At 66.8% G+C, this 25727-nt stretch carries 27 protein-coding genes; 12 read left to right on the forward strand and 15 right to left on the reverse strand.

All coding sequences use genetic code 11. The features are described 5' to 3' along the window. Positions 1 to 253: 253 nt before the first annotated feature. The 4 genes from lnt to AB0H61_RS22455 all read right to left on the reverse strand — a co-directional run bounded on the left by lnt (position 254) and on the right by AB0H61_RS22455 (position 5018). Positions 254 to 1978 carry an apolipoprotein N-acyltransferase gene (gene lnt, locus AB0H61_RS22440; RefSeq protein WP_357307556.1) on the reverse strand — a complete coding sequence of 575 codons (1725 nt, stop codon included), beginning with the start codon at positions 1976 to 1978 and terminating at the stop codon, positions 254 to 256. 156 nt (positions 1979 to 2134) lie between these two features. After that, on the reverse strand, positions 2135 to 3733 hold the full coding sequence (locus AB0H61_RS22445) for an amidohydrolase family protein (RefSeq protein ID WP_357307506.1): 1599 nt from the start codon (positions 3731 to 3733) through the stop codon (positions 2135 to 2137). Positions 3734 to 3791: 58 nt separating this feature from the next. Next, positions 3792 to 4274: an FxsA family protein gene (locus AB0H61_RS22450; RefSeq protein WP_357307508.1), complete on the reverse strand. Its 483-nt coding sequence runs from the start codon at positions 4272 to 4274 to the stop codon at positions 3792 to 3794. 84 nt (positions 4275 to 4358) lie between these two features. After that, positions 4359 to 5018 (reverse strand): response regulator transcription factor, encoded by a 660-nt coding sequence (locus tag AB0H61_RS22455; protein ID WP_357307510.1) that lies wholly within the window; start codon positions 5016 to 5018, stop codon positions 4359 to 4361. A 181-nt stretch (positions 5019 to 5199) separates the two neighbouring features. On the opposite strand from AB0H61_RS22455, the gene AB0H61_RS22460 reads away from it, so the two are divergent. Further along, the gene (locus AB0H61_RS22460; RefSeq protein WP_357307512.1) at positions 5200 to 5367 is read left to right on the forward strand and encodes a hypothetical protein; all 168 of its coding nucleotides are present in this window, start codon (positions 5200 to 5202) and stop codon (positions 5365 to 5367) included. A gap of 95 nt (positions 5368 to 5462) precedes the next feature. Here AB0H61_RS22460 and AB0H61_RS22465 read toward each other — a convergent pair whose 3' ends face one another. After that, positions 5463 to 6638 carry a histidine kinase gene (locus AB0H61_RS22465; RefSeq protein ID WP_357307514.1) on the reverse strand — a complete coding sequence of 392 codons (1176 nt, stop codon included), beginning with the start codon at positions 6636 to 6638 and terminating at the stop codon, positions 5463 to 5465. A gap of 77 nt (positions 6639 to 6715) precedes the next feature. Here AB0H61_RS22465 and AB0H61_RS22470 point away from each other — a divergent pair, with 77 nt between their 5' ends. Further along, positions 6716 to 7486, forward strand: a complete 771-nt coding sequence (locus AB0H61_RS22470) for a TSUP family transporter (RefSeq protein WP_357307516.1) — start codon at positions 6716 to 6718, stop codon at positions 7484 to 7486. A gap of 10 nt (positions 7487 to 7496) precedes the next feature. Here AB0H61_RS22470 and AB0H61_RS22475 read toward each other — a convergent pair whose 3' ends face one another. Next, on the reverse strand, positions 7497 to 8153 hold the full coding sequence (locus tag AB0H61_RS22475) for a TetR family transcriptional regulator (protein WP_357307518.1): 657 nt from the start codon (positions 8151 to 8153) through the stop codon (positions 7497 to 7499). Positions 8154 to 8397: 244 nt separating this feature from the next. Here AB0H61_RS22475 and AB0H61_RS22480 point away from each other — a divergent pair, with 244 nt between their 5' ends. Continuing rightward, complete coding sequence (locus AB0H61_RS22480; protein ID WP_357307558.1) at positions 8398 to 9846, forward strand: TldD/PmbA family protein; 1449 nt, start codon at positions 8398 to 8400, stop codon at positions 9844 to 9846. 26 nt (positions 9847 to 9872) lie between these two features. After that, entirely contained in the window at positions 9873 to 11249 is a 1377-nt protein-coding gene (locus AB0H61_RS22485) for a metallopeptidase TldD-related protein (protein WP_357307560.1), read from the forward strand. Between the two features lie 92 nt (positions 11250 to 11341). Here AB0H61_RS22485 and AB0H61_RS22490 read toward each other — a convergent pair whose 3' ends face one another. From AB0H61_RS22490 to AB0H61_RS22500, 3 genes are all read right to left on the reverse strand, one after another. Beyond that, complete coding sequence (locus AB0H61_RS22490) at positions 11342 to 11878, reverse strand: DUF4333 domain-containing protein (protein WP_357307520.1); 537 nt, start codon at positions 11876 to 11878, stop codon at positions 11342 to 11344. A gap of 167 nt (positions 11879 to 12045) precedes the next feature. Next, positions 12046 to 12429 (reverse strand): PPOX class F420-dependent oxidoreductase, encoded by a 384-nt coding sequence (locus AB0H61_RS22495; protein WP_357307522.1) that lies wholly within the window; start codon positions 12427 to 12429, stop codon positions 12046 to 12048. 68 nt (positions 12430 to 12497) lie between these two features. Beyond that, a complete protein-coding gene (locus AB0H61_RS22500) occupies positions 12498 to 13019 on the reverse strand; it encodes a MarR family transcriptional regulator (RefSeq protein WP_357307524.1) in 522 nt (173 codons plus the stop codon). 115 nt (positions 13020 to 13134) lie between these two features. On the opposite strand from AB0H61_RS22500, the gene AB0H61_RS22505 reads away from it, so the two are divergent. After that, a complete protein-coding gene (locus AB0H61_RS22505) occupies positions 13135 to 14571 on the forward strand; it encodes an MFS transporter (RefSeq protein WP_357307526.1) in 1437 nt (478 codons plus the stop codon). 73 nt (positions 14572 to 14644) lie between these two features. Here the strand turns inward: AB0H61_RS22505 and AB0H61_RS22510 are convergent, their stop codons facing one another. Further along, positions 14645 to 15193 (reverse strand): PadR family transcriptional regulator, encoded by a 549-nt coding sequence (locus AB0H61_RS22510; protein WP_357307528.1) that lies wholly within the window; start codon positions 15191 to 15193, stop codon positions 14645 to 14647. A 134-nt stretch (positions 15194 to 15327) separates the two neighbouring features. Between AB0H61_RS22510 and AB0H61_RS22515 the strand changes: the two genes are divergently transcribed. After that, positions 15328 to 16047 carry a glyoxalase gene (locus AB0H61_RS22515; RefSeq protein ID WP_357307529.1) on the forward strand — a complete coding sequence of 240 codons (720 nt, stop codon included), beginning with the start codon at positions 15328 to 15330 and terminating at the stop codon, positions 16045 to 16047. Positions 16048 to 16080: 33 nt separating this feature from the next. Here the strand turns inward: AB0H61_RS22515 and map are convergent, their stop codons facing one another. Further along, complete coding sequence (gene map / locus AB0H61_RS22520; RefSeq protein ID WP_357307531.1) at positions 16081 to 16848, reverse strand: type I methionyl aminopeptidase; 768 nt, start codon at positions 16846 to 16848, stop codon at positions 16081 to 16083. Positions 16849 to 16963: 115 nt separating this feature from the next. Between map and AB0H61_RS22525 the strand changes: the two genes are divergently transcribed. Further along, entirely contained in the window at positions 16964 to 17227 is a 264-nt protein-coding gene (locus tag AB0H61_RS22525) for a helix-turn-helix transcriptional regulator (protein ID WP_357307533.1), read from the forward strand. 125 nt (positions 17228 to 17352) lie between these two features. Here AB0H61_RS22525 and AB0H61_RS22530 read toward each other — a convergent pair whose 3' ends face one another. Further along, entirely contained in the window at positions 17353 to 18726 is a 1374-nt protein-coding gene (locus AB0H61_RS22530; RefSeq protein ID WP_357307535.1) for a DoxX family protein, read from the reverse strand. A gap of 100 nt (positions 18727 to 18826) precedes the next feature. Here AB0H61_RS22530 and AB0H61_RS22535 point away from each other — a divergent pair, with 100 nt between their 5' ends. Then, positions 18827 to 19582 carry a Mut7-C RNAse domain-containing protein gene (locus AB0H61_RS22535; RefSeq protein ID WP_357307537.1) on the forward strand — a complete coding sequence of 252 codons (756 nt, stop codon included), beginning with the start codon at positions 18827 to 18829 and terminating at the stop codon, positions 19580 to 19582. A 44-nt stretch (positions 19583 to 19626) separates the two neighbouring features. Here AB0H61_RS22535 and AB0H61_RS22540 read toward each other — a convergent pair whose 3' ends face one another. Further along, positions 19627 to 20511: an NAD(P)-binding domain-containing protein gene (locus tag AB0H61_RS22540; RefSeq protein WP_357307539.1), complete on the reverse strand. Its 885-nt coding sequence runs from the start codon at positions 20509 to 20511 to the stop codon at positions 19627 to 19629. Positions 20512 to 20560: 49 nt separating this feature from the next. Between AB0H61_RS22540 and AB0H61_RS22545 the strand changes: the two genes are divergently transcribed. Further along, on the forward strand, positions 20561 to 20968 hold the full coding sequence (locus tag AB0H61_RS22545) for a MerR family transcriptional regulator (RefSeq protein WP_357307542.1): 408 nt from the start codon (positions 20561 to 20563) through the stop codon (positions 20966 to 20968). Here the strand turns inward: AB0H61_RS22545 and AB0H61_RS22550 are convergent. Further along, positions 20923 to 21240 (reverse strand): hypothetical protein, encoded by a 318-nt coding sequence (locus AB0H61_RS22550; protein WP_357307544.1) that lies wholly within the window; start codon positions 21238 to 21240, stop codon positions 20923 to 20925. The genes AB0H61_RS22545 and AB0H61_RS22550 overlap by 46 nt on opposite strands. A gap of 76 nt (positions 21241 to 21316) precedes the next feature. On the opposite strand from AB0H61_RS22550, the gene AB0H61_RS22555 reads away from it, so the two are divergent. The 3 genes from AB0H61_RS22555 (at position 21317) to AB0H61_RS22565 (ending at position 24261) form a co-directional block, all read left to right on the forward strand. After that, entirely contained in the window at positions 21317 to 22801 is a 1485-nt protein-coding gene (locus AB0H61_RS22555) for a protein kinase (RefSeq protein ID WP_357307546.1), read from the forward strand. 112 nt (positions 22802 to 22913) lie between these two features. After that, positions 22914 to 23225, forward strand: a complete 312-nt coding sequence (locus tag AB0H61_RS22560; RefSeq protein ID WP_357307548.1) for a hypothetical protein — start codon at positions 22914 to 22916, stop codon at positions 23223 to 23225. 94 nt (positions 23226 to 23319) lie between these two features. Continuing rightward, entirely contained in the window at positions 23320 to 24261 is a 942-nt protein-coding gene (locus AB0H61_RS22565) for an ADP-ribosylglycohydrolase family protein (RefSeq protein ID WP_357307550.1), read from the forward strand. A 380-nt stretch (positions 24262 to 24641) separates the two neighbouring features. On the opposite strand, the gene AB0H61_RS22570 is transcribed toward AB0H61_RS22565, so the two are convergent. Next, a complete protein-coding gene (locus AB0H61_RS22570) occupies positions 24642 to 24935 on the reverse strand; it encodes a hypothetical protein (RefSeq protein ID WP_357307552.1) in 294 nt (97 codons plus the stop codon). Between the last annotated feature and the right edge of the window lie 792 nt (positions 24936 to 25727).

A 25727-nucleotide genomic window follows, 5' to 3' on the forward strand; every position in this document is an offset into this window, starting at 1 on the left:
TTTTGGTTTTGTTTCACATCGAACGGCGTTGGCAGACGGCCACTTTCGCCAGCTATCTTTCCGCAAACTCCGTCATCTGGGCGGAACTGTCCGAGAATTACCAGGAAGAGCAGGGTGTGAATTGTGCGGTTCTGCCACCGTGGCTACGAGCTAGCGAACCGCGCACGATACCCTCGAGGCAGGCTTCGCCGAGGCGAACCGGCCACGAAACATACCGGATGTTCGGTTAGCGGGGAGAAATCCGTGCAACCCGTCAGGCAACGGGCATTTCGGGGGTTGCGTCCTGGTGGCCGGCGTTCTCGCGGCGCGACCGACGGCGCCGGTAGAACACCACCATCACGGCAGCACCGGTCAGAATAACGGAGAAAAGTTCGGGCGCGGGTCCGATTCGGGTCGCAATCGTGGTGTCGCCGCGCAACGGCAGGTCCGCCACCAGCACAGAAGGCACGAACATCTGGGTTTGCTGTGGCACGGCGCCGTCCGCGGTGATGATCGCGCTGACACCCGAGGTCGCCGCGACGACCAGCGCCCGGCCGTGCTCGACCGCACGCACCCGCGACATGGCCAGCTGCTGATAGGTCATCTCACTGTCGCCGAAGGTCGCGTTATTGGTCGGCACGGTCAACAGCTGTGCGCCCGCCCGCATCGAGTCGCGGAAGGCACGATCGAAGGCAACCTCGTAGCAGGTGGCGACACCGATATCGACGCCCGCCGCGTGCACCGTGCCGTCGCCGTCGCCCGGCACGAAATACCCGGCCCGGTCCGCGTATTCGGAGAAGAGCCGGAAGAAGCCGCGCATCGGCAGGTACTCGCCGAACGGCTGGATGATCTTCTTGTCGTGCCGCTCCCCCGGGCCCGCCGCGCCGTTCCAGACGATCACCGAGTTCGTGGTCGTGCGATCGCCGTTCACCAGCACCGCGCCGACCAGGATGGGCGCGCCGATCTGCTCGGATGCCGCGGTGATCAGCGCCGCGGCATCAGAGTTGCGCAGCGGATCGATATCGGAGGAGTTCTCCGGCCAGATCACCACATCTGGGCGTTTCACCTGACCCGCCGCGACTGCCCGAGCCAATTCCTCGGTACGCCGGACATGGTTGTCCAGCACCGCGCGCCGCTGGGCGTTGAAGTCCAATCCGAGCCGCGGCACGCTGCCCTGGATCGCGGCGACCGTGATCATCCGGTCGCCGTCCTCCGGGCCGGGCAGCGCGGACCGGAGGATCACTCCGGCGAACGGCATGATAGCCAGAGTTACTGCCGCGGTGAGAATCCCGAGCCGGGTAACTGGTCTGGAATCGGGTTTCACTACCGCGGCAGTGATATTCGGGTCGCTGGCCGACGAGGAACTCGACTTCCGAGTGAGGGCAGCGTCGTTCGGTGCGGCGGGTGTCTCGGCGGCCACGATATCCGCCGCCGGCGACGCGGCCAGTGCCCATAGGCGACCGATCAGCGCGGCCGCGCCGGTACCGGTGAGCGCGACGGCGAAACTCACCAGGGGCGCCCCACCGACCATCGCCAACGACAAGAACCAGCCATCGGCTTGGCCGAATGCCAGACGTCCCCACGGAAATCCGCCGAACGGGAAGCTCGAACGCGCCCACTCCGCGGTGGTCCAGGCCAGCGCCACCCACAACGGCCACCCTGGCAACGTCCCGAGCAGCCGGGCCAGCACGCCGAAAAGTCCGAGGTAGACCGCGCACACCGTGGACAGCGCCAGCCACGGCACCGGTCCGACGTAGATCCCGGTCCACGGCAGCAGCGGCAGAAAGAATCCGAGCCCCGCCAGCATTCCGTACCCGAACCCGCCGCGCAGCCGCCCCGGACCGCGCACCACGATCGTGAGCATCGCGATGCCGACCGGCGCCAGGAACCAGAACGGCCGCGGCGGGAAGCTCCCGAACAACAGCAGGCCCGCCAGCACCGCGGCGACGGCCCGCGACAGCACGGGGAACCGCCCGAAAACCCGCGTCACCCGTCGCATCCACACCACGGACCGCTCACCCTTCATAGTCGAGGCATCCCCACATGGCGGTGTTCCCGCCACCCGGCCCGCGCGACATCCATCACCGGGGTCACCGATGGCGAGGCCGAACAGCTCATCACGCGCCGCGGACAGCCAGCGGCGCTGGAGTCGAGGTCAAGCCGCATAGATCGTGGCTCCACGGTGGACGGTGCGCAGGCAGCGCGGCAGTGGGGAGTCCGCGGCGAGTGGCGGGAGCCCGGGGACGCGGGAGCGAGGGTCGGTGGACCAGCGCTGAACCGTATCGGCGGCCGCCGCGACGACGAGTTCCTCGGCCTCCCAGATCGCGTAAGAGGCGGGGGCGCCGGGAACGAGGGTGCCCGCGAGTCCGTCGCGGATGCCGCCCGCCCGCCAGGCGCCGCGGGTAGCGGCGGCGAAGGCGGCGCGCGGCGAGATGCCGTGGCCCGCGGTGCGGTGGTTGACGGCGGCGCGGACGGCGGCCCACGGATTCAGGGCCGTGACCGGCGCGTCGGAGCCGATGGCGAGGGCGATACCCGCGGAGGCCATGGCCGCGAAGGGGTTCAGGCCCGCGGCGCGGTCGGCGCCGAGGCGGGCGGCGTACATGCCGTCGGGGCCGCCCCATGCGGCGTCGAATCCCGGCTGCACGCTGGCGATCACACCGAAGGCGGCGAGCGTGGCGATCTGATCGGCATCCAGCATTTCGGCATGTTCGATGCGGTGCCCGCGGGCGGCCACGGCCGGTCCACCGAGAGCGTCGGCTACCCGTTCCAGCGCGGTGACGACGGCGGCCATGGCCGCGTCGCCGATGACGTGGAAACCGGCCTGGATCCCGGCCTCCGTGCAGGCGCGCAGGTGCGCGGTGATCGCGTCGACGTCCAGGTAGCCGAGTCCGCAGCCGGCGTCATCGGCGTACGGCTCGCGCAGCCACGCGGTATGCGAACCCAGCGATCCGTCGACGAACAGGTCACCGCCGAGGCCATGGACGCCGAGTTCGGCGACCAGCGCTCGCGCCTGGTCCGCGTCGCGTACCGCCTCGCCCCAGTACGCCCGCACCTCGACGCCGTGCTCGAATTCCAGCAGTTCCCGTAGATCGGTGCGGCCCGCGATCTCCGGGCCCGCGCATTCGTGCACCGCCGCGACACCGTGCGCTGCGGCCGCGTCCAATGCCGCGCGCCGGGCCCGATCCCGTTGCGCCCGGTCCAATCCCGCCAGCACCGCGGTACGCACCAGGTGGTGGGCGGCCGCCCGCAACGGTTCCCCGCGGCGGAACCCGGTCGCCGACTTCACCTCCGGCACCGCATCCAACAGCGCGGTGGAGGCCACCGCCGAATGCGCGTCCACCCTGGCCAGATACACCTGTCTGCCCGCGCCGGCGGCCGCGTCGAGTTCTTCGACGGTCGGGGGCCTGCCCTCGGGCCACCGGGTCTCGTCCCATCCGTCGCCCAGGATCGCGCCGCCGGGGTGCGCCGCCGCGTACTCGCGTACCGATGCCAGGCATCGGTCCAGGGATTCGGCCGCGGACAGATCGAGGCCCGTCAGTTGCAGGCCGAGTGCCGTCACATGTACATGGGGATCGACGAATGCGGGCGCGACGAACGCACCGTCGAGTTCGATGATTTCGGCGTCGGGATGCAACGCACGCCCCGGCTTCTCGGCCCCCAGCCAGACCACCATCCCGTCGGTGACCGCCATCGCGGTCGCGTCCGGAGCACTGGAACTGTAGATACGACCGCCGATCAGCAACTGGGTACTCACGGGGGATCAGTCTGCCGTATGCGGATTTCAGCGGTTCAGGTCGGACACCGCGCGGGACTCAGGCCGGGCCGACGGCGCGGCGGCCGGAGCCATGTCCGTCGTCGTACCACTGCTGGACTACGACGCCGTCGATCACGTCGTCACTGTCGATGACGACGCCGCTGTAAGGCCGGGCGGCCGCCAGCTTGCCGAAGCGGCGAGCGGCGAGCGCGGTCACCACCGGGCGGACCAGGAAACGGGTGGGCGGCAGCAGGAACAGCAGGCCGATAAGGCCGGTGACCAGGCCGGGAATGAACATCAGGAAGCCGCCGGCGGCGACCAGGGCGCCGTCGGCGACCGCGGTGCCGGGATCGATCTCGCCCCGGCCGGCGCGACGGAACTGTTCGAAGACGCGCCGACCCTGCGAGCCGATCAGCAGCATGCCCGCGGCGGAGCTCGCGATCAGCAGCAGAATGGCGGGCACGGCGCCGAGCAGCTGGCCGACGGCGAATAGCGCGGCGATCTCGATGACCACGTAGAGCACGAAGATCAGAGCGGGCATGGCGTTCCTTTCGGACGATCTACCCGGTTCAACGTCGGGGGGGTCGAGATTTCTCCCGTCCGAGCCTGATAGCTCGCTGAGATCTCAGCCACCGGGGCGGACCAGCCCGGTCTCATAGGCGAGCACGACGGCCTGCACCCGGTCGCGCAGTCCGAGTTTCGTCAGGACCCGCCCCACGTGGGTTTTCACCGTGGCTTCCGACAGGTACAGCTGCTCGGCGATCTCCGCGTTGGAACGCCCGGCGGCGATCTGTTCCAGCACTTCGCGTTCGCGCGCGGTGAGCACGTCGAGTACCCCCGGGTCGCGCATGCCGCCGGGATCGTCGGCGATGAGCCGGTCCAGCAGGCGCTTGGTCACCTTCGGCGACACCACCGCGTCACCGGCCGCCACGCTGCGGATGGCCGAGATCAGATCCTCGGGCGGGGTGTCCTTGAGCAGAAAGCCGCTGGCACCGGCGCGCAGCGCGCCGAGGGCGTGCTCGTCCAGATCGAAGGTGGTCATCACCAGAACCTTGCAGCCGTCGCCCGCCTCTACGATGCGCCCGGTCGCGGTCACCCCGTCCACCACCGGCATCCGCACGTCCATCAGCACCACATCGGGCCGCAGTTCCTTGGCCCGCGACACCGCCGCGGCCCCGTTCTCGGCCTCGCCGATCACCTCGATGTCGGGGTGCGCACCCAGCACCATCTTCAGGCCCATACGCATGAGTTCCTGGTCGTCGACAACGAGCACGGTGATCGGCACGCTCCCAATCTAACGGCACCGTCGAGCGGGTTTTCGCGCTCCTACGGCGAGGCTGACTTCTCCGCCACGGCGCGAGCCCTCGCCGATGGGTGTTCGAATACCCTGTGCTCGCGCGTTTCGCTTCTTGTCGGTATCTCGTGATAGCCTTTTCGGCTCGAACGAACACATCCGGGGGAAGGCGATGTCCGACAGCGACTCTCGTGTTCCACTCGGCACCGACGAACAGACCCGGGTCGTTCCGGCCCGATGGTGGGAGCGGGCCGACCACTCCGCGGGCGCCGGGCCGCTCCGGCATATCGCGGTGGATGTCGCTGCCGCGCAACGTGTTCGAGATCTACTCCTACCGTGACCGCCGCGGCGATCGCGGTCGCCCATCCCGTCCAGCTCGCCGAAACCCTGCCGCCGTGGACCGGCATTTCACCCTCATGGACTCGATGGTGAACCCTATTCCGGGAGACCGGGGCTGAGCGGGATGGTCGCGTGGACGCGCCAGGCTCCGTCGGCCGCGCGTCCCGTCTCGAGCGTTCCGCCCAGGACGGCGATGCGTTCACGCATGCCGACCAACCCGAGTCCACTGCCCTTGATCTGATTCCCGGGCGGGCCGTGTACCGGAACACCACCGGTGTCGGTGACCTCGACCAGAATGTCGGTCTCGCGACGTTGTACGCGAACCCATGCCTTCGGGTGTGGGCCCGCGTGGCGCAGGGTGTTGGTCAGCGATTCCTGGACGATGCGGTACACACCGAGGCTGACCTCGGGCGCGATACTGTCGAGTTCGCCGGTCAGCTCGAGTTCGACGGCCAGCCCGGTGCCGCGCATCATCTCCACCACCTTGGCCAGCCCCGCGGTACCGTGCTGCGGCAGCTGGTCGGGGGCGTGCTCGATGCGTAGGAGTGCGACGGTGCGGCGCAATTCACGCAGCGCGTCGCGGCCGGTGCTCGCGATGGTGGTGAGTGCCTGTTCGGCCACGTCGGGGTCGCGGCGCAGCGCGTACTTGGCGCCGTCGGCTTGCACGATGATCACACTCACCGCGTGAGCGACCACATCGTGCAGTTCGCGGGCGATGCGAGTGCGTTCCAGCGACACCGCATCGTGGGTACGCCGCTCGCGGTCGTAATCGGCGACCGCGAGCCGGGCCGCGACCTCGGCATCGTAGGCGTGCCTGGCGCCGTTGAATTCGGCCAGCGTCCAGCACAACGCGTAGAACACCGAGATGAATGCGAGCGTGGATAAGACCGGCTGATCCAGCAGGGTGATCGACAAGGCGGTGTCCAGCGCCAAGCCGATCAACAACAGCAAACCCTCGCGGCGACCGACATACGCGACGAGGGTATAGAGCATGATGCCGAGTGCCAGCAGCGCGGGATGCACCGCGGCATCGTCGAGCAGGTAACCGAGCATCGAGTTGCACAGTGTGAGCGCGAGCATGAGGACCGCCATGGCCCGTGGATAGATGCGACGGAAGGCGATCGGCAGCGGCAGCAGCCCACCGACGACCAGGTAGACGACCTTCTCGTTACTGTCTCCGATACCGGTCATATCCAGCAGGAGCAGCCCGAATGCCAGGATGGAATCCGCTACGAGGGGCTTGCCGCGAAGCCACAGACTGAATCTGCGCACGGGGTTCAGCCTAGGTGTCCATCCGCCGGATCCATCCCACGCACGGCGAAACATGGGATGTCTGGTTGTCTGTCGGGGTGGATTTTGCAGACTGGACGGCCTTGTTGGTGGCCGCGACCGCCGCGGGCTGGGTCGACGCGGTGGTCGGCGGCGGTGGCTTGATCATCCTTCCGACGCTGTTTTTGGTGGCGCCCGGAATCGCCCCGCAGACCGCACTGGGCACCAACAAGATGGCCGCGGTGGCGGGCACCGGCGCCTCGGTGATCACCTTCGCCAGGAAGGTGCCGTTGCAGTGGCGAATCCTGCTGCCCGCCGCGGGTATCGCCGCGGTGGCCGCCGCGGTCGGCGCGGCCGCGGTGTCGCTGATCGACCGCGACCTGTTCATCCCGATCATCATGGTGGTGCTGGTCGGGGTGGCGATCGTCGTGACGTTACGCCCGTCCATCGGTGTCACCATGGCCACCCATAAACCGACCCGTCGCAAGGTAGTCCTGGTGGTCGCACTGGCCGCCGGACTGATCGGGTTGTACGACGGCCTGCTCGGCCCCGGCACCGGCACCTTCCTGATCATCATCTTCGCCACCCTGCTCGGCACCGAATTCGTGCGCGCCGCCGCGATGGCGAAGGTGATCAACTGCGGTTCCAATATCGGCGCGCTGATCTTCTTCGGCGCCACCGGCCACATCATGTTCGCGCTCGGCGCGGCCATGGCGGTGGCGAATGTCGCGGGCGCGATCGCGGGCTCCCGCATGGCATTACGCAAGGGCGCCGAGTTCGTTCGCATCGTGCTGCTGGTCGTCGTCATCGCCATGGTCCTGCGCTTGGGCTGGCAGCAGTTCGCGGACTGACCGAGCCCGATCAGCCCACCGGCTTGTAATGCGGTGCGCGGCTCGAAGCCAACCACGGCTGGAGCACCTTCGACGTGGTCTCATGGATCTGGCGGTGCAGGCGCTCGCCGTCCTCCGGCCCCGAATTCGGTTGCTGGAACAGCACGGTGAGCGCACCGGAGACCGCACCGACCACCGCGCCGACCAGGGCGGCGGCGCCGACCTCGTCGAACTCCTCCGGGAATGCGGCGTGTAACTGCCTGCCGATCTCGCGCTGTGCGACCAGTTGCGCGTGCGCGGCCCGGCCGCTCACCGCGGGCACGGTCCGCGAAACCTGGGCGCGCACCGCGGCGATGCGGGCGTTGAGATTGTCGACGAGGTGTTCACCGGGATTGTCGCCCGCGGCCCGCAGGGCGCGTAGCAGCACCTCGACGGGGCGTTCGCCCACCCGACGGCTGGCGATGGCGGCGACCGCCGCGCGAACCCGCTCGTCCGGCTCGGGGAAGAGCAATTCTTCCTTGCTTGCGAAGTAATTGAAGAAGGTGCGGGTGCCCACGTCCGCGGCGGCGGCTATGTCCGCCACCGTCGTTTCGTCATAACCTCTGGTCTCGAAGAGCTCGACAGCAGCCTCGAGAAGAGCGCGGCGGGTACGTTCCCGTTTACGGTCGCGGAGGGCGGATGGCGGCACGCGGGCACAGTACGGCATCCGCTGCCATCATTGCGGTAACCACGGGTTTCGCGCGTGCCGTTCGTCGTGCGCCGCTGTGCAATTCATGCGGTTGTGCAGGGCGTGCGGCGAGGCGGCCCACGGCACGCCCGGTAGCGTATGCGAGGTGAGCATCGCGACTTCCGAGGATTCGGCGGGGACGGCGAACATCGACGCCGAATTCCTCGCGCTACCACTGGCCGCGCTGACCGACGCCGCGCTGTCCATGGCACGGGCGGCGGGCGCCCAGCACGCCGACCTGCGGGTGCACCGCCTGGTCACCCAGTCGATCCGATTGCGCGATGGCCGCGTCGAATCGGTCACCGATGCGACCGATCTCGGCTTCGCGGTGCGCGTGATCGTCGACGGCACCTGGGGTTTCGCCTCGCATCCCGCACTCACCCCGCAGACCGCCGCCGAGGTGGCGCGCCGCGCGGTGATGGTCGCGACGGCGCTGCGATCCCTCAACCGGGAACGCGTCGAACTCGCCGACGAACCGGTCTACGACAATGTGCGCTGGTCCTCCGCGTACGACCTGGATCCGTTCGCGGTGCCGACCACCGACAAGGTCGCACTGCTCCAGGACTATTCGGAGCGTCTGTCCGGCGCCGACGGCGTCGACCATGTCACCGCCTCCGTGCTACAGGTCAAGGAGCAGACCTTCTACGCGGACACCACGGGCTCCTGCATCACCCAGCAGCGGGTGCGTCTGCACCCTCAATTCGAGGCCACCACCGTCGATTCCGCCGCGGGCGTTTTCGAGACCATGCGTACCCTGGCGGCCCCGGCCGGTCGCGGCTGGGAGTACGTCACCGGCGCCGACGGAATCTGGGACTGGAATGACGAACTGGCGCGCATCCCGGCCTGGCTGGCCGAGAAGGTGAAGGCGCCCAGTGTCACCCCGGGCCGCACCGATCTGGTGATCGACCCGACGAACCTGTGGCTGACCATCCACGAATCCATCGGCCACGCCACCGAATACGACCGCGCCATCGGCTACGAATCCGCGTACGCCGGCACCTCGTTCGCCACCCCGGATCAGCTCGGCACGCTCCGCTATGGCACCCCGATCATGCATGTCACCGGTGATCGCACCGAACGGCACGGCCTGGCCAGCGTCGGCTATGACGACGAGGGGGTGGCGGGCCAGCGCTGGGATCTGGTCCGCGACGGCATTCTGGTCGGCTACCAGCTCGACCGGGTGTTCGCGCCCCGCCTCGGGCTCGACCGTTCCAACGGCTGCTCCTACGCGGATTCCCCGCACCACGTGCCGATCCAGCGCATGGCGAATGTCTCGTTGCAACCGGATCCGGAGCGCGACACCGCCACCGAGGAGTTGATCTCCCGGGTAGCGGACGGTATCTACATCGTCGGCGATAAATCGTGGTCGATCGACATGCAGCGCTACAACTTCCAGTTCACCGGGCAACGCTTCTTCCGGATCCGCGACGGCAAACTGGACGGCCAGCTGCGCGATGTCGCCTACCAGGCCACCACCACCGACTTCTGGGGCGCCATGGAAGCGGTCGGCGGACCGTCCACGTGGCGGCTGGGCGGCGCCTTCAACTGCGGCAAGGCCCAGCCCGGACAGGTCGCCGCGGTCAGCCACGGCTGCCCGTCGATCCTGGTGCGCGGCATCAACATTCTCAACACCCGGACGGAGGCGGGCCAGTGAGCGAGGCAAGCGGCGACACGGGTGCTCTGTTGCAAGCGGGCGAAGTGGTTGAACGGGCGCTCGCCCTGTCTCGGGCCGACGAGGCAATGGTGATCGTTTCCGACGGCTCCGAGGCCACGCTGCGCTGGGCAGGCAACTCGATGACCACCAACGGTTCCACCGTCTTCCGTGACTGGGCGGTGATCTCCATCTTCCGTGACGGCCCCCAAGCCGCACGGGTCGGCAGCATCAGTTCCACCAGTGTCGACCCCGACGAGATCGAAGCGGTGGTGCGGGCGAGCGAGGCGGCGGCCCGCACCGCCGAACCCGCGAAAGACGCCATGCCGCTAGTGGAGCCGGAGGCAACCGACGACGAGTGGTCGGCCGCCCCGGCCGCCACCGGCATCGAGGTCTTCACCGATCTCGCTCGCGACCTTGCCATCGGATTCGAGGGGACCGACCGCCTCTACGGCTTCGCCGAACATAGGCTGGTCACCACCTGGCTCGGCACCTCCACCGGCATCCGCCGCCGCTTCGTCCAGCCCACCGGCTCGGTCGAGATCAATGGAAAGCGCGGCGAGGGGGCAGATCTGGCCAGCGCATGGGTCGGTGTCGGCACCACTGATTTCACCGATGTCGATATCCCGGGCCTGCTCGCCGATCTGTCCCGCAGGCTCGATTGGGCGAAGAACAAGATCGACCTGCCCGCCGGTCGATACGAAACGCTGATGCCGCCCTCGACGGTGGCGGACATGATGATCTACATGGCGTGGACCATGGAGGGTCGCGGCGCCCACGAGGGACATTCCGCCTTCGCCAGGGCGGGCGGGACCCGAATCGGCGAGCGGCTCACCGACATTCCGCTCACCCTGTACTCCGACCCGGGCGCGAGCGGACTCGAATATCAGCCGTTCGTCGCGACCCGCGCCTCCTCGGAGTCGGTCTCGGTCTTCGATAACGGCTTCTCGGCCGGACGGGTCGACTGGCTGCGCGACGGCGTCGTCGAATCACTGATCTACCCGCGCGCCACCGCGGCCGAGTTCGACGCGCCCACTACGGTTCCCGGCGAGAATCTGCTGCTGACCGGCGGTTCCGAGGCCACCCTCGACGAAATGATCGCGCGCACCGAGCGCGGACTGCTACTGACCACGCTCTGGTACATCCGCGAGGTGGACCCGGCCACACTGCTGCTCACCGGCCTCACCCGCGATGGCGTCTACCTGATCGAGAACGGCGAGGTGGTCGGCGCGGTGAACAACTTCCGTTTCAATGAAAGTCCGCTGGATCTGCTGCGCCGCGCCTCCGAGGCGGGCGGCACCGAGACCACCCTGCCACGCGAATGGAAGGACTGGTTCACCCGAACCGCCATGCCGCCGTTGCGGATTCCCGACTTCCACATGTCGTCGGTGAGCCAGGCCACCTGACCTCGAACGACCAAAACGCCCGCGCGGTAATCCCGACGGGCGTTCGCGGCTCGGGTGGGCGGATCTCGATGGAGTTCCGCCCACCCGCGGTATCAGTGTGGGCGGCTGACCTCGTAGGTGCCGTCGCGGTCGGTGACGGTCACGGTGACCGTCTTCTTCACCCCGTCGACCTTGGCCGAGCAGTCGAACGCCGTGCCGACCACCACCGGCTGTTCACCGGGGCACTTCACCTCCCGCACATCCTCCAACCCGTACGACTCACCGAGCACCTGTACCACGCCGCGCTGCACGGCCATCGGGTCCAGATTCTCCAGCGCGGCCGCGGCGGTAGTACGTGGCACGGTCGTCCTGATCACCGGCGGGGTGGTTGGTGCGGCCACCGGAACGGTCGCCATGGGCGCGGACACTGCGGTTTTGGGCGCGGGAGCGGGCGTCGCCGATTCCCGGATATTGACGATCACCAGACCCGCGATCACACCGGCGATCGCGATTGCGACGGCGGCCACGACACCGGCGATGATCACCGGCACCCAACCATTCGGGTCGGACCCCGGTTTCTGCCCGTGCGCCGAATAATCGGCGACCGGGTACGGACGAGAGGTATTCGGCTGTCGCGTCGGTACCGTCATCACGTTCCCTCCCCCCGGGGCAGGGCCGAAACATGAGGTCCGCCTGTGGACTACCCCGGTGCCCGAGGAAGGATATCCGAGCCGGTGTGCCTTTCGCCCCACACTCCCCCCAATCGCCCTCCCCGACTTGCGGATTCCGCGCTACGGATTCCTCGAACCGCAGGTCGTCAGGCGGTCCGAGTGATTTCGATACCGATCGTTCCTGATCTACCGCGGCGCAGATTGCTGCCGAGGATGGTCAGCGGACCAAGAATGAAGTACTTGCGCATCAACAGTTTCCGGACCCGCCCGGTGCCCTGGGCATCGAGTATCCGGCCGGTCCCCTCGATCACCTCACCACGCGGCTTGCCGCGCACATCGCACGCCTGCACGGTGACCGCGGGGTTGCGGCGCAGGCGTTTCACCTTCCAGCTGTCGGTGACGGTCCAGATGTAGAGCTTGTCGCCGTCGGCCACGGCCCACAGCGGCGTGCCGACCGGCGTGCCGTCCTTCCGGAAGGTCGTCAGCAGAACGTAATCCGCGGCGCCGACGGCCCCGAACGTATTGGTCATGAGGTCAGCCTAATGGGCGGGCCCGGATGCGGCCGGGTGCACGGTCGGCAGCAGAATCGCACGGGAGTTCATCCACCCGCCGCCGCGGCGGTATCAGGCAGTTCGGCTCCGAGGCGCACCGCGGCGGCACGCTGCCGAACGGTCGCCCCGACCAGGAACCTCGTGACCACCTCGAGCTCCTCGGTACTGAACTCACGATAGAACTCGTGCACATCGGCCGCCCAATCGTCGTAGAGCGGGGCCAGCTCACCGAATACGGCATCGGCGCAGAGTTCGATCACCACCCGGCGCTTATCCGTCGGGTGCGGAACCCGCCGCACGTATCCACGCTGCGCCAGCCGGTCGACCAATCCGGTCACCGACGCGGGCGCCAACCCACTGCGCTCGGCGAGTTCCTTGGCGGTAAGCGGTCCGTGCCGGATGAGTAGTTCGATGCTTTTGGTGTCGGTCCCGCCGAGACCGCGCCTGGCCGCGACGGCGTTGTGGAACAGCACCGTCACCGTGCTCGATTCCCGCCCCGCCTCGTCCAGCGCCGCAATCACCTCGGCGCGGCGCGGGTCGGCCTGCTCGTGCTTCGCATTCGTGGACACCGCTTCAGGTTAGCAAATATTTCGTTCGGCCGAACGAAGGTCTTGCGCGGCGCACTACGTTGTGCGTAATATTTCGTTCGACCGAACGAACTAAATTTCTTCCTCGGAGATTCGCATGCCCACCATCGAAACCAGCCCGGACACCGGGCTCACGACGGACCGCCCACACCCCATGCGCTGGCCGGCAGCCATCGTCATGATGGTCGCCGCCCTGATGGATCTGCTGGACGTGACCATTGTCAATGTCGCCCTCCCCTCCATCGGTGAGGAATTGCACGCCACCGGCGGCCAGCTGCAATGGCTCGTCTCCGGCTACCTACTCGGCTTCGCCGCCACCCTGATCATCGCCGGACATCTCGGCGACCGATACGGCCGCAAAGCCCTCTTCCTGATCGGCACCGGCGCCTTCGGCCTGTCCAGTCTCGCCTCCGGAATCGCGCAGAGCCCAACGGAATTGATCGCCGCGCGAGGAATCCAGGGTGTGGCCGCGGCACTGATCGTGCCGCAGGTGCTCGGCTCGTTCCGCACCCTGTTCCAGGGCAAGGAACGCGGCGCCGTATTCGGAATCTACGGCGCCATCGCCGGATTCGCGTCCGCTATCGGCCTGCTCGCGGGCGGCGCGCTGACCGACGCCGACCTGTTCGGCTGGGGCTGGCGCTCCATCTTCCTGGTGAATGTCCCGGTCGCGGTGCTGGTGTTGGTATTCGGCGCGTGGTTGGTGCCACCGACCACCGCACGCTCGGCGGGCCGCCCCGACCTGCTCGGCAGTCTGCTGCTCGCCGGCGGCCTGGTCGCCATCGTGTATCCCCTGGTGCAGGGACAGGCCAATGGCTGGCCGCTGTGGGGTTGGCTGGTCTTGGCCTCCGGACTGCTGGCGGTGGCCGGTATCGCGATCGCCGAGACCCGCCGTGGGGCGACCGTGCCACTGCTGCCCGCCCGCGTCTTCCGGTTGCCCGCGTTCTCGGTGGGACTGGTTGTGCAGCTACTGTTCTCGATCGGCATGCAGGGCTTCTTCATTATCTTCGCGATCTGGCTGCAGGGCGGGCAGGGGTATACACCCTGGCAGGCGGGCGTGCTGACGGCGGCGTTCGCGGCGGGCGGCTTCCTGACCGCGCCCCCGGCCGACGGGCTCGCGGTGCGCTTCGGCCGCTGGGTGCTGATCGTGGGTGCGCTGATGATGGCAGGCGGCTTCGCCTGGGTTCAGTACGCGGTGCATCACGCCGAAACCCAGCACACCGGCGCTTGGGCGCTGGTGCCCGGCCTGCTGGTGGCGGGCGCCGGTCTCGGATTCTTGATCGTGCCGCTGGCCAATGTCGTGCTCTCCGCCGTACCCGCCGATATCGCCAGCGCGGGGTCCGGAATCCTCAGCACGGCACAGCAATTCGGCGGCGCACTGGGCGTGGCCGTGGTCGGCACCGTCTTCTTCCGCAATGTCGACGCGGGACTGGCCGATGCCATGGACGCCGCGATGCCCTGGGTGATCGCCGCCCTGCTCGCCTGCGCCGTGCTCTGCACGGTGCTGCCGCGACGAAGCGCGCACGTCGAGGTTTGATCACCAACGCGCCTATCTCGCACCCGATATCGGATGCGAGATAGGCGCGTTGGTGGGCCGCGGTCCCGTTCGGTCAGTCGGACATGCGGTACTCGCCCGCTTCCAAACGGGCCAGCACGCTGCCGGTCCAGCCGGAGAGATTGTCGAAGACACCGCTCCACAGCTCCAGAAGGTCTGTGGCGTGCGGCGATTCGTAACGCCCGGGAAAGCTGGGAATCATCGCCAGCAGTTCGTCGCGGATGGCGGCGCTATTGCGGCGCTGTTCGCGCAGCTTCTCGATGACGTGCGCGCGGGGCAGCGCGTCCATGAAGGCGATGCCCGCACCGAGCTCCTCCATATCGACGCTGACCAGCGCGGCATCCATGAGCGCACGGAACTCCGACTCACCCGCCTCGGTCAGCGCGAACAGGGTGCGACCCGGACCCTTATCGCTGCTCTCGGTGCCGTAGGTGCTCAATTTGCCCTCGGCGGTGAGCTGTTTGAGTGCGTGGTAGATCGACCCCGGTTTGACATTGGTCCATGTCTCGGCGCGCCAGGACAGCAGTTCGCTCCGCACGGCATAGCCGTGGGCGGACTGCTTCTTGCGGATAACGCCCAGCACCAGCAGGCGCACGGCGGACATGTCGGCCTCCTCACCCGGACATCACACGGCCAGCATGGCCGAGCGCCCATACTACTCAAATTTGACTTCCACAAGAATCGAGCCCTAGCCTGGGCTAATCAAATTTGATTAGCCCCGATCCGTGGAGGAAACGCATGGGCGACACCCCGGTCCCGATGCTCTGGACCGCAACGCCGACCGAAACCCTCGACTTCTACCGCGCCCTCGGATATGCCGTCACCCACGAGCAGACCCGGCCGTACACCTACCTCGCCATCGAGCGCAACGGCTGCCCGCTCCACTTCAGCTCCGCCCCCGGCAGCCTGGAATTCCCTTTCGAACGCGTCGGTTGCCTCGTCATGGTCGACGACGTGGCCGCCGTGCACCGCGACTTCACCGCCGCACTACGTACCCGCTATGGCAAGATCCCCGCCAAGGGCTGCCCCCGCATCACCCGATTCCGCACGGGCCAAAGCAGATTCAGCCTCGTCGACCCGGACGGCAACACCCTCGTCTTCATCCAGCGCAACGAACCCCAGAAGCCCGAATACGGCGGCTCCGGGGACCTCGAGGACCTGGCCCGGGTCCTCGACAATGCCCGCATCCTGCGCGATTTCAAGAACGACGACAAAGCCGCCACCCGGGTCCTGGAGGTCGGACTCGGCCGGTTCGCCGCCATCGCACCGCCGCTCGACCGCGCCCGCGCCCTGGCCATGCTCGCCGAATTGTCCATCGCCATGGACGATTCCGACCGCTCCGCCCGATTCCGTGCCGAGATCCGCGCACTCGAACTGTCCGCCGACGAGCGCGCCATAATCGCCGAGGAACTCCGCGCAGGAACCGACCTGGAGCGGTGGCTCACCGAAACACACTGATCGCCTGTCACTTTCAGACCGGCGGCGCGGCGGTCAGGCGGCGCGGGTGAGGACTCGGGGGCCATCCTCGGTAATAGCGACGGTATGTTCCGAATGGGCGGTGCGTGAGCCGTCGGCCGAGCGAATCGTCCAGCCGTCGGGATCGGTGTAGATCCGGTTCGTAGTGCGGGCGAACCACGGCTCGATGGCGATGGTCAGACCAGGGCGCAGCGTATAGCCGCGCCCTGGCTTGCCCGCATTCGGAATGTGCGGATCCTCGTGCATGGTGCGGCCGAGTCCGTGCCCGCCGAATTCGGTGTTCACGGGGTAACCGTAGGCATTGGCGACGGCGGCGATGGCGGCCGAGATATCGCCGATTCGATTGCCGGGCAGGGCGACCGCGATAGCGGCGTCGAGCGCTTCCTCGGTGGCGCGAACCAATCGCTGATCCGGCGCGGCCTGGGTGCCGACGATCACCGTGGTCGCCGAATCGGCCACCCAGCCGTCGATGCCGACCGCGAGATCGGCGCTCAATACGTCGCCGTCGCGGAGCGCGTAGTCGAAGGGAAGTCCGTGCAGAACGGCGTCATTGACCGAGAGGCAGACGGTGTTGCGAAACGGTCCGCGACCGAAGGACGGTGCGTAATCCCAGTAGCACGATTGCGCGCCGCGCTGCCGAATACGCTCCCGCACATGCGCTTCCAACTCCAGTAGGTTGACGCCGACGCGGGCGCGCTCGCGCAGTTCGGCGAGCACCTGCGCGACGAACTGTCCCGTCACCCACATCCGCTCGATCTCCGCGGGCGACTTCAGTTCCACCATGACGACCTCCACTCGGTATTTTTATACCAGCGTAGCCGATGGCGGTATTTTTATACCAACCGAGCCGGAGTCCGCACGGCTTGCGGTATTTAAATACCACTCGTACCCTGGGCGCATGGTCCGCCTCCCGCTCACCCCCGCCCAGATCGAAGCCGGTCGCCGCCTCGGCAGCCGGTTGCGCGCGGCCCGCGCGGACCGCGACCTCACCGAGGTCGCCACCGCCGCGGGCATCTCCCCGGAAACACTGCGCAAAATCGAAACCGGACGTCTCCCCTCCCCCGCCTTCGGCACCGTCGTCGCCCTGAGCCAGGCGCTCGACCTCCCCCTCCAGGACCTCGCCGATACCTGGCGCTCCGCCGGTCTCGCCGAATCCGCCTGAGTCGCGGCCCGCCGCTCGTGCGCCGGATGCGCTCGACCTTGCCGGTATTCGGGTGGGTCCAGACGACGAGCCGATCACCGTCGGACGCGACCCAGACGGGGGTACCCTCCCGGTAGCTCCTCATCTCAGCGGAAGTACGGGTATTCCTGGACCCAATGGAAACCGCGGCTACGCAAGGGAAAGGTATTCGGGTCGAGCTGTTGCAGGTCGATGCTCACCGAGCGGCCGTTCAGTTGTCCGGCCATGGCAAGGCGATCGGGTGCGGGCTGATCGAAAGTGAAAGCGCCCAAAGGAGTCGGCTGCGCCCCCGGCGCGGTGGGTAGCAGCACCATGGCGATGGTGTGTGCGCTCGTGTCGACTATGGCGATCACCGGTACCAAGGTGCCGTCCATTCGCTGGACGGTCGCGTTCTGCCGATCGAAAACGACACGCCGCCAGCGATTCTCATCGGTGACTACAGCGGGAACCTGCTGGCCGTCGATGCTGAATTCCGCCACCGTCCAGATCCCGTACAGCGGTGGCTCCTTACTGCCCGCACCGTGGTCACGGTACCCGTCCCAGCTCGCGTACACGCCCGAGACGAGCAGCCAGATGCCAAGTGCGGCTTGTAAACCCACCGCGATCCGATTCCCGCGCGCGGTGCCCAGCAGCGGGCGCCGAGTCGAGCGATCGGCGGGTCGGTCGAGCACGAGCACATTCGCCAGCCTGCGCGCCTCCGGAGCCAGCAGCATCGAGCACAGCAGCATCAGGTGAAATGCCAGGATCTTCGCGGGGACGTCGTAGGTCATGTTCAGTACGAACACCTGCATCGTGCACACCAGGCTCAGCAGCGCGCCCACCGTCGTCGTTCTCGGGAGGAACAGCAGCATGCCGCCGAGCACTTCCGCGGTGCCGAGCAGGATCTCGTAGGGCTGCGACACCCCGACCTGGGTCCACAGCACGGCCATCGGACTGAACTCCCCGTATGGTTCGAGCAGCCTGGCCAACGCGGGTGGCGGCATCTGGTTGGGGATGGCCTTGGAAAGCCCGTATGCCAGCATCTCCGCGGCAAGGCAGAGCCGGACGAAGAGTAGGAACCAACCACTCAGCGCCGCATAGTTCGGGCGGCGCCGATCGAGAACGGTCCATATGACGGTCGCGACCACCGCGACGATCAGAATGCAGAACAGCAGCACCCACAGGAATGTCTGGTCACCGCTGATCGAATCCTCGTGCGCGGCAGCGTCTGTGCCGAACACATGCTCGCCGGTCCATTCGACGAGCGGACCCCACAGGCGCGCGAGCCAGAACGGCACGGACTCCGGCAGCAGGCGGCCCGCCAGCCCGAGGAACTCGGAGATGATCCGGGGGTACACCAGGCAGAACAGCCCGAAGTACACAAAGCAGAACCGAAATGCGATGCGTACGAACGGGTTCCAATGCTGGACGCCCGCATCGAGCGACGGCTCGGCGCCTACCCGATCGGGGACCGACTCTGTATCGACCGTTGCCACTCGCATCCTCACCATCCTCGCCGCCCCCGCCCGAAGGTATCGAATAAGCCGGTCCGTCTCAGGAAAACCCCGATCTCCGGTCAACTGTCGGGATGACAATGGTTGTATGACCGCCAGTGTCGAACTGCGCGTATACGCCGAGTTGAACGACTTCGTCTACCCGGAGGCGCGCTATGCGGCGCAGCTGCGGCCGATCCGGCCGCACCAGACGGTGAAGGATATCGTCGAGGCCGCCGGAATCCCGCACACCGAGGTCGACCTGATGTTGGTGAACGGCGAATCCGTCGACTTCGGTCACCATCCACAGCCGGGCGATCGGCTCGCCGCCTACCCGATGTTCGAGACACTGGATATCGGGCCGCTCACCCGGGTCCGTCCCCGCCCGCTGCGCGATCCACGCTTCATCGTCGACGTCAATCTCGGCGGGCTCGCGCGGCTCATGCGGCTGATGGGGCTCGACACCCGCTGCGACTGGGCCGCCGACGACGCCGCGCTGGCCGCGACCGCCGCCGCCGAGCATCGGATCCTGCTCACCCGCGACCACGGACTTCTCAAGAGACGCGCTGTGACCCACGGCGTGCTGGTGCGTTCCGACCGGCCGTTCGAGCAGATCGTCGAGGTTATTCGCCGACTCGACCTAGCCGATCGGCTCGCACCGTTCACTCGCTGTCTGCGCTGCGGCGGCGTCGTCACCGAAGTGGCCAAACAGGACATCATCGATCGGCTCGAACCACTCACCCGCCACTACTACGACACCTTCCGGCAGTGCCCGGATTGCGGCCGGATCTACTGGAGCGGTTCACATCAGCGGCGGCTCGATGACCTCGTCGCCCGGATCCGCACCGCGATCACACCGGCTTAACACGCCGTGCGCTCACGAAGCGCCCATCCTGTTGCCGGGATCGGTCAGTCGTTGCGGGGTGTGCCGAATTCTTCGATCAGCACGGGATACTGCTCCCCACCGTGTCCGGCGGCGATCGAGCGGTCGGCCATCGCCTTGATCAACTTCGGCAGTTCGGCGTTGACCCCCACCGCCTCACTCTCCTCGATCAGATGTGTCATCGCCCGCGCGTCGGTCTCCAGCGCCGACACTTCGGCGGGGAAGGAGCCGCTGTCGATTTGCTCGGCGTACCCGGGCAGCCATTCGGCCACACCGGTGGCGATCTGCTGCGCGAACGGCGCATACGTCGCGGCGTCGACACCGGCCGTCCTGAGCAGGGCCGTGCCTTGGAGCCAGGCGTTCAGGACGCTCCACATCATGGCCAGACCCGCCACGTCGTAGAGGGACGCCAGCCCATGGTCCGCACCGAGATAGGTGACGGTGCCGAGCGCGTCGAGTGTCGACTCGTGCGCCTCGAAGTCCGACTGCGGCCCGCTGTGTAGAATCACCGCCTCGGCGGTCCCGATCACCGACGGGATGGCCATGATGGCGCCGTCGAGGTAGTGGGCGCCGCGCTGCTCGGCCCAGTGGGCGGCTTCCCGGGCCTGGGCCGAGTTGCCCGAGGTCAGGTTGATCAACGTCGTGCCGTCCAGCTCGATATCGTCCCCGTCGAGCAGCTCGTGCATGGCCTGATAATCGGTGACACAGATGATCGTCAGGGAACCTGCCTCGAGCGCGTCGCCGATCGTTGGCGCCAGCCGTGCACCGTCGGCCACCAACTGGTCGGCCTTGGACGTCGTACGGTTCCACACGGTTGTGGGATGTCCGGCTTTCAGGAACGCACCGGCGAGCGCCTGGCCCATCAGTCCGAGACCGATGACTGTCACGGGTGTTTCGGCTTTGTTGTTCATGGCAGCATCATCAACGTTGATACCGGTGTGAAGGTCAAGTGAGGTTTCGATGCGGATCGGGGAACTGAGTCGTCGGACGGGCGTCAATGCCCATCAGTTGCGCTACTACGAAGCCCAGGGCCTGCTGGAGGCAGACCGCGGCGCGAACGGTTACCGCGACTACGACGAGAACGCGGTGCTGCGGGTGCAGCAGATCCGGCACCTGCTCGGTGCCGGTTTGTCCTCCGAGGACATCGCATACCTGCTGCCCTGTGCGGTCGGAGAGGCCCCGGAGCTGCCCGGATGTCCCGAGTTGCTGGCCGCGATGCGATCACGACTCCAGCGACTGGACGATCAGATGAACAAGCTCGCTCGATCCCGCGACGCTCTTGCCAACTACATCGACACGGCCGAGCGAATGGGCAGCGACAGCTATCCGCCCTTCGACGAGGCCGCCATGGAGCCCGTCCCCGCCTGAAACGTGGTCAGCGCAGCGACCCGGGCGCCGTCCGGCTGCCCGACGGTGCGGGAAAGTGCCAGCGCCCATTGGCCGTCCAGCGCCTGCTTGTAGAGGCGCCGGTAGTCACCGGTGACATCACGCCCGTTATCCGACTCGATGAGCTGGACAATGTAGAGGGCCTTCGGGTCGTAAGCCGCAATCGGTACATCGCCACGACGCGCCTCGCCGGTGTCCAAGTTGGTCCAGAAGTCGATGCCACCCCGGACCGTGAACTCGGTCTGCGTGACCACGCTAGAGCGCGAAATTTTCGGCTGCCAGAGCCAGTAGCGAAGTTGCGGGCGGTCTGCTGGGGCAAGAATGGTGTGTATGCCGGAACTGACCTCGGGCCAGGTGTTCGCGGGCTATGTAATCCAGCGCCGACTCGGTGCGGGCGGTATGGGCTCGGTGTATTTGGCCCGCCATCCCCGCCTGCCGCGGTTCGACGCGCTCAAGCTGCTCGATCGGACCCTGACCGGCAACGACGATATTCGTGCCAGGTTCCTGTGGGAGGCCGACCACGTCGCACGGCTCCAACACCCCAATATCGTCACCGTCTACGACCGTGGCCGCGAAGACGACCAGCTGTGGATCTCGATGCAATACATCGACGGCGACGACGCTGCCACGGTGTTACAGACATACGGTGCGCTATCGGCCGAGCGGGCGGTTCGGATCCTTTCCGAGGTCGCCAAGGGGCTCGACTTCGCCCACGAAAGCGGTGTACTGCACCGGGACGTCAAACCCGCAAATATCCTGCTCGGCCGTCCCCCTCGGGATCAGGACGAAATGGTGGTCCTCACCGATTTCGGCATCGCGAAGGTGCTCGAGGACACCCAGGGGCTCACCAGAACCGGCACCCTATTGGCGAGCTTCCCCTACGCCGCGCCCGAACAATTCGACTCGGATGCCGACCTCGATGCTCGCGCGGACGTGTATTCACTCGGCTGCACGTTCTACCACCTGTTGACCGGATCGCCGCCGTATGTCGGGACCGCACCGAAGCGATTGATGCATGCGCACCTCTATGCGCCGATACCCCGGCCCAGCCGGGCGCCCGCAGCGCGCGAAGCGGGAGTGTCCCCGGTATTCGACGAGGTCATCGCATACGCGCTGGCGAAGGACCGGGGCGATCGTCCGCCGAGCTGCCGCGCGCTCGCGGCGGTTGCCCAGCGAGCCCTCGCCTCGGCGGCATCCACACAACCCGCCCCCGCCATGCCGCCACCGACCCAGCGCGGCCGGTCCCGGCCGTCAGCATTCACCGCCGCTCCCCACGAGGTGATTTCTCAACGTGCCCAGGCCATTCCGAAACCGGCGCGTACACCGCGGCCTCGCAAGAGCGTGCTGATCATCCTGAGCGCAATCGTCGCTGCGTGCACCGCTGTCGCCGGTGTGACCGTGGCCGGGATCAAAGTCTTCGATATCGTCAACGGTGGCGAAACCACCACAGCCGGACCCTCGGCCGAGGTGTTACCCGGCGGATACGCCGGAACCTGGGCTGGATCCATCAGCGACCCGGTGGGCCTGTCGTTCGACATCCTTCTCACATTGCGCGCCGGTCGTGTCGGCGAGGAAGTCGGTACGTTGTCGCAAACCGCAAAGTTCGGGTCGAAGGATCACTGTGAGAGCCGGGTGCTACTCAAATCGGTGAGTTCCACCGACGTGACTTTTCAGGAAAGGCTGTCCGGGAACAGCAGCAAATGTGTCGATACCGGGTCCGTCACGACCCTCGAGCTCCGCGCCGACGACTCGCTCGAATTCCGCATGTCAGGGATCGGCCTCGGTGATATCGCTGGGACGCTGCACCGGCAATGATCCGCCGTCGGCATACGCGAATTCTGCTCGCGTGAGGCAAGTATCTGCGGTCCAGAGAGACTCGGATTCAGTCGGATTGGAAGCGCTGACCGGGTGGCGCTAGGGTCGCCGCATGCGTGCGCAAGTCACAGCGGGTCGGCTGATCGAGGTACCGACACCGGACGCGACCGGCATGGATCGCCGGGCGTTCGGCGAGTTCGTCGGCCCTGGAGGCGAACTCGCGTCGTACGCATTCGGCTGGACAACCGGTTCCGACCCGCACGTCGGAAGGTTCACCATCGGTATCGGGGCGGGGAATCCGGATGGTGGGACGTTCCACGCCGTAATTTTCGACCATATGGACGTGCTGGATCTCGAACCGGGCTTTCGGAGCACACGATCCGCCGTCGGCGGGCCGTGGGTACGGCACCGCACGACTACCTGAGTTCGTCCGACTCCTACTTCAGCTCTGAACTCGTTCTGCCGCTTGCTCTCGCGGGTTGCGGTAGCTGGTTGCGGTTGGCATTATTGGCCACCGTATGCCACTGGTTTCCGATTTCGCGTATGACAGCCTCGAGGGTTTGTCCGTCGGCGATGCGCTGGGTGCGCAGTTCTTCGTGCCCGGCCGCTCCGTAGCCGATCTGCTCGCCGGGCGACCGCCAGCGGCTCCTTGGCAATGGACCGATGACACCGAGATGGCCTGTTCGGTGTATTCAGAGGTCCGCGACCGCGGCCGCATCGACCGCGACGCGCTCGCGGCAACGTTCGCTGATCGCTGTGAGCCCTACCGCGGCTACGGTGCCGGCACAGTCGTTGTGCTACACGAGATTCGCGACGGACGCCCCTGGGCCGAAGCGGCAGGGGCTGTTTTCGACGGGCGTGGATCGTGGGGAAACGGCGCTGCGATGCGGGTTGCCCCGCTCGGGGCGTATTTCGCCGGAGATCTGGATCGAGCGGCAGCGCAAGCCGCGCTGTCCGCCGAGGTTACCCATCGGCATCCGGAAGCGATTGTGGGTGCGATGGCGATCGCCGTTGCGGCCAGTCATGCTGCCGCGACTCGCGGAAAGGGTTGCGCGCCTGGCGAATTACTGCACGTGGTCGAGCCCTACCTGGTTGATGGTCGGACCGCGAACGGTGTCCGTCGAGCCCAGAAGTTACTGGGGCGATCTGTGGCCGAAGCGGCATACGAGCTCGGCAACGGCGCCCAGGTCAGCGCCCAGGACACGGTGCCGTTCGCACTATGGGCAGCCGCTAGCTTTCTCGGCGACTATCCGGCCGCCGTCACCACGTGCGTCGAGGCCGGTGGGGATGCGGACACGACGGCCGCGATCGTCGGTGGAATCGTGGCAGCACACACAGGGATCGGAAGTCGAGGCACGACCCGCGGAATACCGGAACAGTGGTTGTCGGCACGTGAGCCCCTGCCCACCTGGGCGACAGATCGAGCCACCGGGGCCGTCTCCAGGGTCACATCGTTGTGAACCACCCGACGCCGTCGTCGGGACGACGAGAGTGTCGCACACTCTCACCTGGAGGCGAATCCATCCGGGATCGGTCCGGCTACCACAGGCTCGGCATCCACCGGGGCCGCAGGGCCCACTCACCTACCGACTCTCGCGCAGTCCTGATGGGTGAGAAACTTGCCACGGCAAATCAGTGGCATGAGACGTGACCTAGGCTCCCCCAATTTCTGCTCTTGGATGGGACTCGAGATACGGGCGGGGATTGAGCCACGGGGCCAGAGCTTCCAAGTCTTCGGAATTGAGCTTGGCAGTGCCATTCTCACACTCGCGATGATGGCCATTTCTGTAGTCGGACACCGTATGCATGCGGGTATGACACACCGAACAACTCCACGCAGTCATGCCGATGTCCGTCCTTCTTGTTCTCCAGCCTCATGAAGTAGGACGGCTTCACGAGCTGCGCCCGGCCGTGGAAGCTCCTGGTACTCCATGAAACCAAGATTCTGAGTGAGATAGGTCCGCTTCGCCCATTCATACGCGTAGAGCGCTCTCCGCAGCCATCGCGACGGGCAATCCCGAAAGTAATCACTGGGGTCTTCGAAGTAATCACTGGGGTGCGGATCGTCCATCATCAGGGCTTCCATAGCCGCATGAAACCCGGCTCTGTCGATATCTATTTCGTGAGAATTCATGATCAATCCTTGGTTCAACTTAGTCTGAGACACCTCCGGCGGTAGCAGTAATAGCAAGAGGCAGCAACATACGGATCGCATTTACCTGTCTGCCGGGAACGACGCCGGCAACCCGCGCCCCGCCGCAAGCCAGGGGACCGGATCGACGCGTTCGCCGTTCCGAAGCCGGTGGTGCGCGAACCGGCGAATGGTAGCGAAGGTCTAATCGCGATAGTCCTGTGCGCAGAGGGCTGGATCGCCGGTTGTACGCGCTGGGGGACATGGCGGAAGTGGGTTCCGCAGCGGGCAGGGCCGACTGCTGCGCGGGTCTCATGGGCTCTCCGTTGGCTTCGAGCTTGCAAAGTGGCGACAGCCCCCAGCTGCGACGGGAACAGATTCCCCGTCGCGCCGAGGTGTGAACAGATCCTTGTGGGCACGTCCGGGCGTGCCGATGCTCACGGCGTCGACCGCTGAGCCGGCGACCCCCGACGCGGTCGCGCGATCGGCGAGCAGCCGACCACTGAGGGCCGGAGTCTCAGCCATCGCGCATCCTTCCGTCTATCTAGGGAGCTGACTATCTAGGGAGCTGACTATCTAGGGAGCTGAACATCCACCGTACGTTCGATCAGTAGCCGTTCAGGTAGAGACCATCGTCACTACACTTCGCGGAGTTGTCAAGTAATCCGCTGGTACTTCTGTAATCCGATTTCGCAAGGGCGATGTATCATGTTCAGTGTGCCTGAACATACGATCGTGAGCGAGGGTCCCGGCGACACCGGTGCGGGTCATCTGGTGCGCCGGGCTCGGACGGCG

Source organism: Nocardia sp. NPDC050710 (assembly GCF_040654375.1).
Taxonomy (GTDB): domain Bacteria; phylum Actinomycetota; class Actinomycetes; order Mycobacteriales; family Mycobacteriaceae; genus Nocardia.

What these genes read in the sequence shown, in the direction of transcription:
- lnt (WP_357307556.1), bottom strand. Translation starts at nt 1,978, where the DNA reads ATGCGACGGGTGACGCGGGTTTTCGGGCGGTTCCCCGTGCTGTCGCGG.
- AB0H61_RS22450 (WP_357307508.1), bottom strand. Translation starts at nt 4,274, where the DNA reads ATGCCCGCTCTGATCTTCGTGCTCTACGTGGTCATCGAGATCGCCGCG.
- AB0H61_RS22460 (WP_357307512.1), top strand. Translation starts at nt 5,200, where the DNA reads ATGTCCGACAGCGACTCTCGTGTTCCACTCGGCACCGACGAACAGACC.
- AB0H61_RS22480 (WP_357307558.1), top strand. Translation starts at nt 8,398, where the DNA reads ATGGCACGGGCGGCGGGCGCCCAGCACGCCGACCTGCGGGTGCACCGC.
- AB0H61_RS22490 (WP_357307520.1), bottom strand. Translation starts at nt 11,878, where the DNA reads ATGACGGTACCGACGCGACAGCCGAATACCTCTCGTCCGTACCCGGTC.
- AB0H61_RS22495 (WP_357307522.1), bottom strand. Translation starts at nt 12,429, where the DNA reads ATGACCAATACGTTCGGGGCCGTCGGCGCCGCGGATTACGTTCTGCTG.
- AB0H61_RS22505 (WP_357307526.1), top strand. Translation starts at nt 13,135, where the DNA reads ATGCCCACCATCGAAACCAGCCCGGACACCGGGCTCACGACGGACCGC.
- AB0H61_RS22510 (WP_357307528.1), bottom strand. Translation starts at nt 15,193, where the DNA reads ATGTCCGCCGTGCGCCTGCTGGTGCTGGGCGTTATCCGCAAGAAGCAG.
- AB0H61_RS22515 (WP_357307529.1), top strand. Translation starts at nt 15,328, where the DNA reads ATGGGCGACACCCCGGTCCCGATGCTCTGGACCGCAACGCCGACCGAA.
- map (WP_357307531.1), bottom strand. Translation starts at nt 16,848, where the DNA reads ATGGTGGAACTGAAGTCGCCCGCGGAGATCGAGCGGATGTGGGTGACG.
- AB0H61_RS22525 (WP_357307533.1), top strand. Translation starts at nt 16,964, where the DNA reads ATGGTCCGCCTCCCGCTCACCCCCGCCCAGATCGAAGCCGGTCGCCGC.
- AB0H61_RS22530 (WP_357307535.1), bottom strand. Translation starts at nt 18,726, where the DNA reads ATGCGAGTGGCAACGGTCGATACAGAGTCGGTCCCCGATCGGGTAGGC.
- AB0H61_RS22535 (WP_357307537.1), top strand. Translation starts at nt 18,827, where the DNA reads ATGACCGCCAGTGTCGAACTGCGCGTATACGCCGAGTTGAACGACTTC.
- AB0H61_RS22540 (WP_357307539.1), bottom strand. Translation starts at nt 20,511, where the DNA reads ATGAACAACAAAGCCGAAACACCCGTGACAGTCATCGGTCTCGGACTG.
- AB0H61_RS22545 (WP_357307542.1), top strand. Translation starts at nt 20,561, where the DNA reads ATGCGGATCGGGGAACTGAGTCGTCGGACGGGCGTCAATGCCCATCAG.
- AB0H61_RS22555 (WP_357307546.1), top strand. Translation starts at nt 21,317, where the DNA reads ATGCCGGAACTGACCTCGGGCCAGGTGTTCGCGGGCTATGTAATCCAG.
- AB0H61_RS22560 (WP_357307548.1), top strand. Translation starts at nt 22,914, where the DNA reads ATGCGTGCGCAAGTCACAGCGGGTCGGCTGATCGAGGTACCGACACCG.
- AB0H61_RS22565 (WP_357307550.1), top strand. Translation starts at nt 23,320, where the DNA reads ATGCCACTGGTTTCCGATTTCGCGTATGACAGCCTCGAGGGTTTGTCC.
- AB0H61_RS22570 (WP_357307552.1), bottom strand. Translation starts at nt 24,935, where the DNA reads ATGAATTCTCACGAAATAGATATCGACAGAGCCGGGTTTCATGCGGCT.